Here is a 12,879-nt window from a genome sequence, read left to right on the forward strand (position 1 = left end):
AATTTCGAATACGATCAGAATGGAGGAAGAAACTATGTCGAAAATCACAGTCATCGGACAGGGAGAGTGCGAATTTGACGGGCAGTTTTCAATGCTGGAAGCGCTGGACGAAAGCGGCTTTGATATGCCGTACAGCTGTCGCGGCGGTAACTGCGGCGCCTGTCGCGTCAAACTGGTTTCCGGAGAAGTTGAAGAAATCCAGACACCGATCTATGAAACCGGGGAAGGCGAAATTCTGACCTGTAGCGTGATTCCGCTAAACGACGTGGTTATCGAGCTACTTTAATCTGAAAACAGAGCCCGGAAAACGGTTAAACCGCAAAAGAAAACCCCGCCGGAAATCCCTTTCCGACGGGGTTTATCTGTATCATCGGCCGGATAAAAATCCGGCTTGTAACCTGACTAAATCTTACTTGATTTTAGCTAGCTGTTTCTCAACAACCGCTTTAGGTAGCGCGATGTAACCATCTTTTTCTACGTCTTCCTGACCTTTCTTAGAAAGAACCAACGTCAAGAATTCCTTAACAACCGGCTCAAGCTCTTTGTTAGGCGCTTTGTTGACATAAACGTAAAGCAGACGAGACAGAGGATAAGTACCGTTCACCGCGTTAGTCGGATTCGCTTCAACGAAAGGCTTACCGTCTTTCTTCGCTAGAGGAACCGCTTTAACACCAGCCGTTTTGTAACCGATACCAGAGTAACCGATACCGTTGATCGATGCTGAAACCGACTGAACCACAGAAGCCGAACCAGGCTGTTCGTTTACAGAAGATTTGTAGTCACCTTTACAAAGGGCTTTCTTCTTGTAGTAACCGTAAGTACCGGAAACCGAGTTACGACCATAAAGCTGGATAGACTTGGCAGCCAGATCCCCTTCAACACCCGCCTGACCCCAAGTAGCGATATCTTCTTTCGCGCCACACTTACGGGTAGAAGAGAAGATTGCATCAACCTGAGGAATCGTCAAACCTTTGATTGGGTTATCTTTGTGTACGTAAACCGCTAGCGCATCAATCGCAACCGCAACTGGAGTTGGCTTGTAACCGTGCTTCTCTTCGAACATCGCGATTTCTTTATCTTTCATCTTACGGCTCATAGGACCGATGTTTGAAGTGCTTTCAGTCAGAGCTGGAGGTGCAGTAGAAGAACCTGCCGCCTGAATCTGAATATTAACGTTCGGATAAGTACGTTTGAACTCTTCCGCCCAAAGAGTCATCAGATTCGCAAGAGTATCGGAACCGACAGAAGAAAGGTTACCGGAAATACCAGAAACTTTCTGATATTCAGGCAGGTCATCTACCGCATAAGCGTTCGCTGAAACAAAAGAAGCAGCGGCAATACCCATTGCTAGAAGAAGGCTAGATTTTTTCATTGGAAACTCCAGGTAAGTGAAATCAATTTGCTTAAAAAGTGATCCAAATTATAGGTAGGCTCTGTAACCCCCTCTTGACATAAATATGACATTCACATGACAAACGGAAAGGAAGAATTCTTGTCCCATCTCCATAAACCTGTGCGTTCAAGTACTCTCTCCTTCTTTCCGGCCAGACCAGATCGCCGTTTCATAGTGCAATTGGAAAATCGCTTAATGACAAATTTTGACTTGCTAAGCTATTCAGCTTCAATTTTCTGTAACATTTCTTCTTAATCGGAAGAAAAATTCTATACAATTCCCCAGACTGATAAACACATAAAAAATCGGAAGGCCTTATGGATTTTCGCGATATACATGACTTAGAAAACGCCACAACCAAAAGCCGAAAAGAGATGTTCCGTTTCGGAACGGCAATGCTCTTTATTGTCTTGATCATTCTTTTCACCTCAAACATGCAAATCGGAACCGGCACGGTCAGCACTGAACTGGTTATTGCGGCCATGATCGGTGGCTATATGGCATTGAATATCGGTGCCAATGACGTCGCCAACAATGTCGGTCCGGCCGTCGGCTCGAAAGCTCTGACACTGACCGGAGCAATCATTATCGCTGCCATTTTCGAATCGGCGGGCGCATTGATTGCCGGCGGAGATGTCGTCAGCACCATTAAAAAAGGGATTATCGACCCGGCATTGATCGGTGACGCCGATACCTTTATCTGGCTAATGATGTCCGCTCTGCTTGCCGGTGCTGTCTGGCTTAACCTGGCAACTGCGCTCGGCGCCCCTGTTTCCACCACTCACTCGATTGTCGGTGGCGTACTCGGTGCTGGGATTGCAGCCGCAGGCTGGAACATTGCCAACTGGGATCAGATGAGTGCCATCGCCGCCAGCTGGGTAATTTCCCCTGTCATCGGCGGATTGATCGCTGCTGCCTTCCTTATGTGGATAAAAAAATCCATCACCTATAAAGAAGACATGCTTGAGGCCGCAAAAAGGGTGGTGCCGATTTTAATCGCGATCATGGCTTGGGCATTCTCAACCTACCTGATCTTAAAAGGTCTGAAAAAAGTCTGGAAAACCGACTTTATTACCGCCCTACTTATCGGTCTTGCCATAGCCAGCGTCGTCTATCTTATGGTGAAACCGATGATCGCCCGTCAGGCCAGATTTCTCGACAGCAGCAAGGCCAGCATTAACCAGCTATTCACCATGCCGTTGATCTTTGCCGCAGCGCTATTGAGCTTTGCGCACGGCGCCAACGACGTCGCCAACGCAGTCGGCCCGCTGGCAGCAATCAACGATGCGCTACAAAGTCATGAAGTCTCCACCAAAGCCGAAATCCCGTTATGGGTCATGGTAATCGGTGCCTTGGGAATCTCGTTGGGGCTGATGCTTTTCGGCCCTAAACTGATCCGTACCGTCGGATCGGAGATCACTGAACTGGATCAGATGCGCGCTTTTTCGATCGCTATGGCTGCAGCCATTACCGTTATCGTTGCCTCTCAGCTCGGACTACCCGTCAGTTCAACACATATCGCCGTTGGTGCTATTTTCGGGGTCGGTTTCCTGCGTGAATATCTAAAGCGTAGCTATGCTAAAGCGATTCAGGAGATCAAGGATCACCATCAGGGTGAAGATGAACAGGAAGTTAACGAATTCATCAACCGCTTCTCCAAAGCCTCGGTTCCGGAGAAAAAAGTGATGCTGGCGCAGTTAAAAGAGAAAAAAGCGGAAGTTGAGTTGAGTAAAAAAGAACGCAAATCGCTGAACAAGGTATATCAGAAAGAGCTGGTTAAACGTTCGGCCTTTTTGAAAATCGTTGCCGCTTGGGTTATTACCGTTCCGGCCTCCGCCCTGCTCGCGGCGTTCCTTTTCTTTGCTATCCGCGGAATGATGCTGCCGTAAGACAGGACGTTTCGACCGGACAAAATAAAACCCGCTTAATGCGGGTTTTATTTTGTCTGCTAATCATTCCTGCGAGAGTTACACGGCCACTTTTAGCGACGCCTAAATCAACGCATCAGACAGACTTCATCAGGCGTCCTTCTGAGTGTGAACCACCCGACTAAGTGCAAAACTGCAACCGAAAGTACTGCCTACGCCCGGCATACTGCTCACTTCCAGATGAGAGTCGTGCTTATCCAGAACATGCTTAACGATTGCCAGACCGAGCCCTGTACCACCGGTCACTCGCGAACGGTCTTTGTCGACGCGGTAAAAACGCTCGGTCAGTCGTGGAATATGCTCGGGAGAGATTCCCAAGCCCTGATCGGATACGCTGAAATGCGCCCCCTCTTCATCAGCATACCAGCGGACACTGACTTCACCGCCATCCGGCGAGTAGCGGATCGCATTCGACAACAAATTCATGAATACGCTTTTCAGCGGCTCCGGCATACCTTTAATCATCAATCCCGGGGTAATTTCAAATTTCAACCTATGCCCTGCCGATGCCAACTGCTCGACTTCCGCTTTCAGCTGTTCGAGAATTTTCGGCACATCGACCTCTTCCTGTTTGGCATTGATTGACCCTGCTTCGATTGAAGAAAGCGTCAGAAGATCCTCGATAATTGCACGCATTCGAACCGTCTGGTTACTCATATGTTCTAAAGGCGTATCCCACTGCGGTTCGTGCGGCATGTCGGTTAACAATTCCAGATAACCGTGCAAGACGGTCAAAGGCGTGCGCAATTCATGCGAAGCATTGGCTACAAAGTCGCGGCGAATCTGCGCCAGCTGATACAACTCTGTTATATCCGTGGCAATCAACAGACGGTGATTTTCAAAATAATTAATGATCTTGACTTCAAAAATCCGCGACTGATCCAGGGTCAGAGTAATGGCACGGCGGTAATCGCCAGATTTCAGATATTCCAGAAAATCCGGTTGTCGGATAATCGCCTCTATCCGGCGTCCGACATCCTGACGAAGCAGGCCAAGCATTCGCGTCGCAGGCTCGTTAAGCCATTCGATATAGTGATTCTGATCAATCGAAACCACCGCCGACGGCAGTAGCATCGAAGCCGCCTTAAACTGCTCGGATTTATAGAAGTTCAAATCCGCGTGCTTTTCCAGAGCGCGCTGCTTCTTCGAAACCTGATAGGAGACTTCGCTCCACAAACCGGTCAACGGCGGATGCGCATCAATACTGGTACCCTGAATCCATTTTTCGAAGCGCCGTACACTCCATAAATGACGGCCGATATACAAAACGACAAAACCGGCTGAGGTTGAATACCACCAGCCGGTCAGCCAGGCAAATCCGAAAGCAAGCCAGAGAGCCCCAATGACCCAGGTCAGCTCGCGTTTAATTCCACTTGTTAACAATCAGCTTATTCCTCAACAACTGAAAAACGATATCCCGAACCACGAATAGTCTGAATGTAATTATCCACTCCGACGGGTTCCAGAAGCTTGCGCAAACGACGAATATGCACATCGACAGTACGTTCTTCGACCACGACATTCAGCCCCCAGACCTGATCAAGCAGCTGAGTTCGAGAGAACACCCGGTTCGCATGCGACATAAAAAAGTTAATCAACTTAAATTCAGTCGGCCCCAACTTAAGTTCTTCACCATCGACATAGAAACGGTGGCTTTCAATATCCAAACACATACGACCGGCAATAATCTGCTGCCCGTCGTTCGCGCCTACAGCACCATGCTGGCGGCGAAGAATGGCATTCACTCTCGCAACCAAAGCCCGCGGAGAGAAGGGTTTAACGACATAGTCATCGACCCCGGCATCAAAACCTTGAACCTGAGCCTCTTCCTCGCCCCGCGCAGTCAGCATGATAATCGGCATATCGCGGGTCTGATCATTCTGACGCAGCTTCTGCGCCATAGTCACTCCGGAAATTCCCGGCAGCATCCAATCCAAAAGGATCAGATCCGGTGTTTTATCCAAAGCCAGGCGCATGCCCTGCTCAGCATTATCGGCTTCTTCGACCCAAAAACCCGACGAGCTTAGCGTAAATTTAAGCATATCGCGGATTGCGGCTTCATCTTCAACAATGAGAATCGTTTTTTGACTCAAACCTCTTCTCCAAACAGTAAAATAACGTCTCTATTCCTGTGACAAAATTCTTGCCATAGTCTCTTCATCAAGATCACGCACATCTTGACCTTTAACCAGATAAGCCACGCTTTCACCGATGTTCAAGGCATGATCTGTAATACGCTCGGCAGCACGAACCGCCATCAGCATACGCAACTGCAAATCTACCTTATCGGCAGTGTCAGAAGCAAGCAATTCCGCCTTAATTGCCTCAACCGCCTGATGAAGGACTTCATCCATGCGCTCTTCTTCATGATAGATCGACATCACATCGGTCGTATCCAAACGGGAGAAACCATTCAAAGCGGTTTTAATCATCTGGCTGCTCGCCGCCATCAGCTGACGCAGATGAGTGTAGGCGGGCATAGATGAGCAGTCACCACCAAGCGTACACTGCTCCATTGCCATTTTGGCAATTTTGACCGCTTCGTCGCCCATACGCTCAAGATCCATCGCAATGCGAATCGCCATCACAATTAGACGCAAGTCAGATGCTGTCGGCTGCTGTCGAGCCAGAACCGTCGCGCACAGACGGTCGATCTCCATCTCGCCGCGGTTAATATTTTCATCCTGCAACATGGCGGCTTTCGCCAGTTCGATATCATTGTTCTCCAATGCACGGTTCAGATCCGCCAGCTGCTGCTCGACCAGACCGCCCATTTCCAAAACTTCATTAAACAGAGCCTCAATATTGCGGTTCATCTGTTCTGAAATATGGGTGTTAAATTCATCACGATTCATAATTTTCTCCTCCCGCTAAAATTAACCGTAACGGCCGGTAATATAATCTTCGGTACGCTTCACCTGCGGATTGGTGAACAAAGTGTCCGTATCGGTATATTCAATCAGCTCACCCATATACATAAAGGCCGTGTAATCCGAGACACGAGCCGCCTGCTGCATATTGTGGGTTACGATCAGAATAGTGAAATCTTTCTTCAATTCAAAAATCAGCTCTTCGATCGCCAGAGTTGAAATCGGATCCAGTGCCGAGGTCGGCTCGTCCAGAAGCAGAACTTCCGGCTTGATCGCGATTGCGCGGGCGATACACAGACGCTGCTGCTGACCACCGGACATCCCCAGTGCATTATCATTCAGACGATCCTTGACCTCTTCCCACAATCCGGCACCCTTCAGCGCCCACTCAACGCTTTCATCCAGAACACGCTTATCTTTAATACCTTGCAGACGCAAACCGTAACAAACGTTTTCATAGATCGACTTCGGAAAAGGATTCGGCTTCTGGAACACCATGCCGACACGACGACGCAAAGCGGCAACATCCATTCCTTTGGCGTACATATCGTCGCCATGCAGAGTCATTTCTCCTTCCACACGGACAATATCGATCAAATCGTTCATACGGTTAAAACAGCGTAACAGCGTTGACTTACCGCATCCCGAAGGACCGATAAATGCCGTTACGCGGTTTTCCGGCAATTTCATCGAGACATTGGATAATGCCTGCTTACTGCCGTAGTACAGGTTCCAGTCATTGACTTCAATCGCAACCTTCTCATCCTCCAAACGAAGATTACGGCTGTCGCGATCCATTGTAATGCTTACGTTACTTTCACTCATAATTTAACCCTTCTAGCCAACTCCGTTGGCAAATTTAAATCTGTATTTACTTTAAATATGCTCAATTTACCCACTGAATTGGCTTAATTATCCAGTGCCTTATATTTCTCACGCAGGCGGTTACGAATCGAAATCGCGCCCAGGTTCAAACCGACAATAATCAGCACCAGCAGCAGCGAGGTGGCATAAACCAACGGCTGAGACGCTTCGACATTCGGGCTCTGGAAACCGACATCATAAATATGGAAGCCCAGGTGCATAAATTTACGATCCAGATGCACAAACGGTGCAATTGCATCAACCGGTAACTCCGGAGCCAGTTTAACCACACCGACCAGCATCAGCGGCGCAACTTCACCGGCCGCACGCGCGACCGCCAGAATCAGACCGGTCATAATCGCCGGAAGCGCCATCGGAAGTACGATCTTGCTGATCACCTCAATCTTGGTTGCCCCCAGCGCCAATCCGCCCTCACGTAATGCACGCGGGATTCGGGAAAGCCCTTCTTCGGTCGAAACAATCACCACCGGCAGCGTCAATAAAGCCATAGTCAGTGAAGCCCATAGCAGACCCGGCGTTCCGAAGGTCGGACTCGGCAAGGCATAACCATAGAACAGTTCGTCAATTGATCCACCAAGGATATAGACAAAGAAACCGAGACCAAAAATACCGAATACGATCGACGGCACCCCTGCCAGATTGTTAATCGAAATTCGCACCATACGCAGCACTGGGCCGTCTTTGGCGTATTCGCGCATATAAACCGCTGCAATGACCCCCATAGGCGTGACCAGAATGGTCATAATTAACACCATCGTAATGGTACCGATCATCGCCGGGAATATACCGCCTTCGGTATTGGCTTCACGCGGATCTTCGGTCAGGAAACGCTTGATACCGTGGAAAAAGAAGCCCAGTTTGTCGGCAAAACTCATTTCGTTCGGCTGCCAGTATTCAACGATATTTTTCACCGGAACATTCAATGTCTGACCGCCACTGACGCTCATCGTCAATTCACCCAGTGTTTTCTGCAGCTGATAAAGCTCTTGCGTCTGTGCCTGATACTCGCGGAACTGCTCATCTAAGGCCGCACGTTCGTCCTTCATAAGCTGCGCTTTCGCATCCGTCCAGTCGCCTTCGGCTTGCAGACGTTTTTCTTCAAGTCGAAGTTGTTCGATTTTATAGTTGATCAAACCGATATCGCCTTTTTCGATCGACTTGATCTCGTCATGCAGGCGTTTGCCTTCAGCGACCTGTTTGGCAAGCGCTGCCTGTACGTCAGAACCGCTAAAAGTGTCACCCGCGACCTTCAGGCTCTGATACCAACCATAAACATTACCGTATTCATAGCGCTCGATGACCACTGCATCCTGAGCAATCTTCGGCTCGTCGCTGACCAGTTCGTCGCTGCTTAACCAGCGAAAATCGATACCATACAGATCACGGTTACCAACCTTGATCAGCAGCTGTGGGACTTCCTGAGGCGCCTGACCTTCGCCGGCAGAAACCTCTTTCATTTTGCTGTCGCGCAACTCGCCGACAACGCTTTCGATCTCTTTACCGTTTTGTAGCTGGTACTCATACACCTCATGCGGCCAGAAATGCACCAACCCCTTATAGGTAATCATTGAAAACAATCCGAATACCAGTACGACGCTCAACGCCACCATAGCGGAGCTCATCCAGATCCAGTGTTCGCCTTTTTTGAACCATTCTCTCATTATGAAAATCCTTATAGTGAACCGTACTTGCGACGCATACGCTGGCGAACCACTTCGGCAAGCGTGTTAAAGAAGAAAGTAAAGATAAACAGAACCAGTCCGGACAGGAACAGGACGCGATAATGTGAACTGGCCACCTCCGCTTCCGGCATTTCAACCGCCAGGTTCGCCGATAACGTACGCATCCCTTCAAACAGGTTCGTATTCATCAACGGCGTGTTACCGGAAGCCATCAGTACGATCATCGTCTCACCGACGCCGCGTCCAAAGCCAAGCATGATCGCCGAGAAGATTCCCGGAGACGCCGTCGGAATCACTACGCCGACAAGCGTCTGCCAACCGGAAGCACCCAGCGCCAGAGAACCGTTGACCAGATAGGAAGGCACGTTATAAATCGCATCTTCCGCAACCGAGAAAATCGTCGGAATCAGCGCGAACCCCATAGCAAAGCCGATGACCATAGCGTTACGCTGATCAAAATCAATGCCTGCTGAATAGGTCAACCAGTGACGCATATCACCGTTGAAGAAAGCGTTTTCCAGCGGCGAACTCAATTGCAGCGCGAACCAGCCAAGGAAGATAATGACCGGGATCATCAACACCGCTCGACGACCGACCGGTACTTTCTGACGAATCGCTTTCGGCAGTTTGGTCCAACCATAGCCAAACAGAATAATACCCAACGGCAAGACGATGAAGATCGCGAAGAATCCGGGAAGATTCGCTTCCATATGCGGAGCCAACCACAGGCCGGCGAGGAACCCGAGGATAACCGTCGGCAAGGCCTCGATCATTTCCACCGAAGGCTTAACCCATTGACGGGTCTGGCGATCCATAAAGAAGGCCGTATAGATCGCGGCCAAAATCGCAATCGGCACGGCAAACAGCATCGAATACAACGCCGCTTTGATCGTGCCCCAGGTAAGTGGCATCAAAGAAAATTTCGGTTCAAAGTCCGAGCTGGCTGATGAAGACTGCCAAGTATAAGACGGCTCTTCATAACCTTCGTACCAGACCTTGCCCCACAGACTTTCAAGCGAGACGTCCGGATGTTCATTCTCGATCATATAATGAACCAGATTTCCCTTAGCCGTCTCGACCAGCGCACCGTTGGCACGCGGAGCCATTACGACGCGATTCAGAGATACATCCGCCGCCTGTTCGGTTCCCAAATAACGATGGGCTGTCGAATGCAACAAGTGAAACTGACCGTTGGCATCGGTTACTGCGAAACCTTTACGCGCTTTTTCGATGCCGATCGAGGTGATCGCCGATTGGCTGACATCGAACTCGCGGATACGCTGAAGTTTGAAACTGTTATCCGCCTGACGAACCGGGAACCATTGATAGACCTTCCCTTTTTCAGTTCCGACCATAATCGAATAATCGCCCAGCAGGAAGCGAACAACACTTGGTTTATCATCCTGAGCCAATTCGACCTGTTCGATAACCTGCGGCGAACTGACGTCACTTAGATCGATGTATTCGGTCTTTCCGTTCGCATCGATGTTATACAAATTACGCCCCAGGCTGTCGAGTAGAAGCCACTGGGTCGGCAATGAAGCCTGCAGAGAACCGTCTGTATCTTCTTCCAGCTGAATGCTGTCCGACAACATGGATTCGACCTTACTGAAAAGCATGACTTTGATTTCGGCGGAATCTTTGAGCTGATAAACAATACGCACTTCAGAATCGGATTCACGTACTGCAAGATGCTCAATCGCGCCGTCGGCCAATTTGATCGGCTCTTCCCCAAACGGATAGGTTACTTTTGGGGTAATGGTTTTGACATTATTCGGATAGGTAACGGAATAGCCATATTTTGCGACCAGAATCTCACCTGTCGAAAGCCCGAAAGCCATAACACTTTTCAGCTCATTAACAACGGTAAAACTGGTGACCTGTGCTCCATTCAGGGGCAGCATTTCCTGCGTAGTCGCACGCCCTTTGACTAAGTCAAAACCGTAGGCATTCCCGGACTGGGTAAATCTGAGACCGGAAGTCTGATATTCATCAACACCGTAATAAAGGGTGGCCTCACCCGCACCACCAGGCAAAGCAAATGTCTGATGCTTTTCTATATGCGCCGGCACAAACAACGGCAGAACCACATAGAAAAGAAAGAACATAATCAGCATCACAGCACCGATAATGCCTAAACCACCGACCGAGATACCGATTTTCGAAAGGTAATCGCGAAGATTACGACGTTTGATACGCTTTTCAAAAGCAGGCCCTGAGAGCGCTTTATCCAAGGCATTATCTACGGAATGACTCATAATGTTTACCTATCCAAACTAATATTTATTGGTGGAATCACAGACGGCAAACAGTAAAAACTGTCATTACCTGAACTCTGTTTTTCTACCTATATAACTTAAGCCTGAATGGTAGAGATTGAATGTGACATTCAAATAACATTTTGCGCTCTTTTTCATGTTCTTGTAACATAACTGTCACATTATAAATCAGCAGTTTGCACCACTACTAAACACCAGTTGACCCAAATTGAAGCCAGCCTTTGCACAAATGTCGTTCTTTGGAGAAAACTGAACAATCCATTCCACAATCAAATCAATCATTTAGTGCATTAAGAAAAAAAAGGTGCAATCTGGCACGATTCCAGCTAACATCAATTCTGTTTTTTATTTCAAATAACCCAGTCATATAGGATTATTAACAATGCCACAAGCAATCTTAGACTTAATCAAAGAAAACGACGTTAAATGGGCGGACCTGCGCTTTACCGATACTCATGGTAAAGAACAGCACGTAACCATTCCTGCTTCTCGTGTAGACGAAGACTTCTTTACTGACGGTGAAACTTTCGACGGCTCCTCAATTCAGGGCTGGAAAGGCATCAACCAGTCAGACATGATCCTTATGCCTCAGACTGACGGTTACTACATGGACCCGTTCACCAACGATCCGACTATCGTTATCCGTATGATGATCGTTGAACCGTCAACGATGGAAGCTTATGAAAAAGATCCTCGTGGTATTGCCAAGAAAGCAGAAGCTTACCTTAAATCAACCGGTATTGCGGACACTGCATTCTTCGGTCCAGAACCTGAATTCTTTATCTTTGACGATGTTCGCTGGGGTGCGGACATGTCCGGTTCATTTGTTAAAATCAATGCCGGTGAATCGACTTGGGAAGCCGAGCGCGTTGTTGAAGGCGGAAACCTGGCTCACCGTCCACGTGTTAAAGGTGGTTACTTCCCGGTTCCTCCTGTTGACCAGCTACATGAAGTTCGTGCGGATATCTGCGCAATGGGTGAAGCAATGGGTCTTAAACTTGAAGCACACCACCACGAAGTAGCTGGTGCAGGTCAGTGTGAGCTTGCCGTTGCAGGTAACACTTTGACAGCAAAAGCGGACGAAGTTCAGATTCTTAAATATGCGGTTCACAACACCTGTCAGGCACTTGGTAAAACGGCAACGTTCATGCCTAAGCCGATTGTTGGTGATAACGGTACCGGTATGCACATCAACCAGTCACTATCTAAAGATGGTAAAAACATCTTCGCGGGTGACATCTACTCAGGTCTTTCTCAAGAAGCACTTTGGTATCTTGGTGGTCTGATGAAGCACGCACGTGCACTGAACGCATTCTGTAACCCAGGTACGAACTCGTACAAGCGTCTGGTTCCAGGTTTTGAAGCGCCAATTCTTATCGCTTACTCTGGTTCCAACCGTTCTGCTTCGATCCGTATCCCATACGCGCCTTCAGAAAGATCTCGTCGCGTAGAACTACGCTTCCCTGATCCAACTGCGAACCCATACCTAGCGTTCTCAGCGTGTCTGATGGCTGGTCTTGACGGTATCATGAACAAAATCGATCCAGGCGCTCCTTCAGAAAAAGATCTATACGATCTTGAGCCTGAAGAAGAAGCAGGTTACGAGTCTCTATGTGCATCTTTGGAAGAAGCTCTGGACGCACTGGACAAAGACCGTGAGTTCTTGACTGCTGGCGGCGTATTCACTGATGAAGCGATTGATTCTTACATCAAGCTTAAAATGGAAGACGTTACTCGACTTCGCGCGACAACTCACCCAATCGAGTTTGACATGTACTACTCAAGCTAATCCTACGGATACAGCTCGTCTTCTGCCTGTCCTTAACAAACAGGCAGATACAA

At 48.6% G+C, this 12,879-nt stretch carries 10 protein-coding genes; 3 read left to right on the top strand and 7 right to left on the bottom strand.

Translation table 11 applies throughout. From position 1 onward, the window contains the following. Positions 1–34: 34 nt before the first annotated feature. Positions 35–286 (top strand): 2Fe-2S iron-sulfur cluster-binding protein, encoded by a 252-nt coding sequence (locus HQN79_RS09015; RefSeq protein ID WP_173285767.1) that lies wholly within the window; start codon positions 35–37, stop codon positions 284–286. Between the two features lie 123 nt (positions 287–409). On the opposite strand, the gene HQN79_RS09020 is transcribed toward HQN79_RS09015, so the two are convergent. Continuing rightward, entirely contained in the window at positions 410–1,372 is a 963-nt protein-coding gene (locus HQN79_RS09020; protein WP_173285769.1) for a PstS family phosphate ABC transporter substrate-binding protein, read from the bottom strand. Positions 1,373–1,710: 338 nt separating this feature from the next. On the opposite strand from HQN79_RS09020, the gene HQN79_RS09025 reads away from it, so the two are divergent. Continuing rightward, on the top strand, positions 1,711–3,282 hold the full coding sequence (locus tag HQN79_RS09025) for an inorganic phosphate transporter (protein WP_173285771.1): 1,572 nt from the start codon (positions 1,711–1,713) through the stop codon (positions 3,280–3,282). Between the two features lie 129 nt (positions 3,283–3,411). On the opposite strand, the gene phoR is transcribed toward HQN79_RS09025, so the two are convergent. The 6 genes from phoR to HQN79_RS09055 all read right to left on the bottom strand — a co-directional run bounded on the left by phoR (position 3,412) and on the right by HQN79_RS09055 (position 11,016). Further along, positions 3,412–4,704: a phosphate regulon sensor histidine kinase PhoR gene (gene phoR / locus HQN79_RS09030; protein ID WP_173285773.1), complete on the bottom strand. Its 1,293-nt coding sequence runs from the start codon at positions 4,702–4,704 to the stop codon at positions 3,412–3,414. Between the two features lie 5 nt (positions 4,705–4,709). After that, complete coding sequence (phoB, locus tag HQN79_RS09035; RefSeq protein WP_173285774.1) at positions 4,710–5,414, bottom strand: phosphate regulon transcriptional regulator PhoB; 705 nt, start codon at positions 5,412–5,414, stop codon at positions 4,710–4,712. A 30-nt stretch (positions 5,415–5,444) separates the two neighbouring features. After that, entirely contained in the window at positions 5,445–6,176 is a 732-nt protein-coding gene (gene phoU / locus HQN79_RS09040) for a phosphate signaling complex protein PhoU (RefSeq protein ID WP_173285776.1), read from the bottom strand. Between the two features lie 21 nt (positions 6,177–6,197). Further along, complete coding sequence (gene pstB / locus HQN79_RS09045) at positions 6,198–7,016, bottom strand: phosphate ABC transporter ATP-binding protein PstB (RefSeq protein ID WP_173285778.1); 819 nt, start codon at positions 7,014–7,016, stop codon at positions 6,198–6,200. An 83-nt stretch (positions 7,017–7,099) separates the two neighbouring features. After that, on the bottom strand, positions 7,100–8,737 hold the full coding sequence (pstA, locus tag HQN79_RS09050) for a phosphate ABC transporter permease PstA (RefSeq protein ID WP_173285780.1): 1,638 nt from the start codon (positions 8,735–8,737) through the stop codon (positions 7,100–7,102). 11 nt (positions 8,738–8,748) lie between these two features. Then, positions 8,749–11,016, bottom strand: a complete 2,268-nt coding sequence (locus HQN79_RS09055; RefSeq protein WP_173285782.1) for an ABC transporter permease subunit — start codon at positions 11,014–11,016, stop codon at positions 8,749–8,751. 403 nt (positions 11,017–11,419) lie between these two features. On the opposite strand from HQN79_RS09055, the gene glnA reads away from it, so the two are divergent. Next, complete coding sequence (glnA, locus tag HQN79_RS09060; RefSeq protein WP_173285783.1) at positions 11,420–12,826, top strand: type I glutamate--ammonia ligase; 1,407 nt, start codon at positions 11,420–11,422, stop codon at positions 12,824–12,826. The last annotated feature ends 53 nt before the right edge of the window (positions 12,827–12,879 follow it).

The organism is Thiomicrorhabdus xiamenensis, assembly GCF_013282625.1.
In the GTDB taxonomy this organism is placed as follows: domain Bacteria; phylum Pseudomonadota; class Gammaproteobacteria; order Thiomicrospirales; family Thiomicrospiraceae; genus Thiomicrorhabdus; species Thiomicrorhabdus xiamenensis.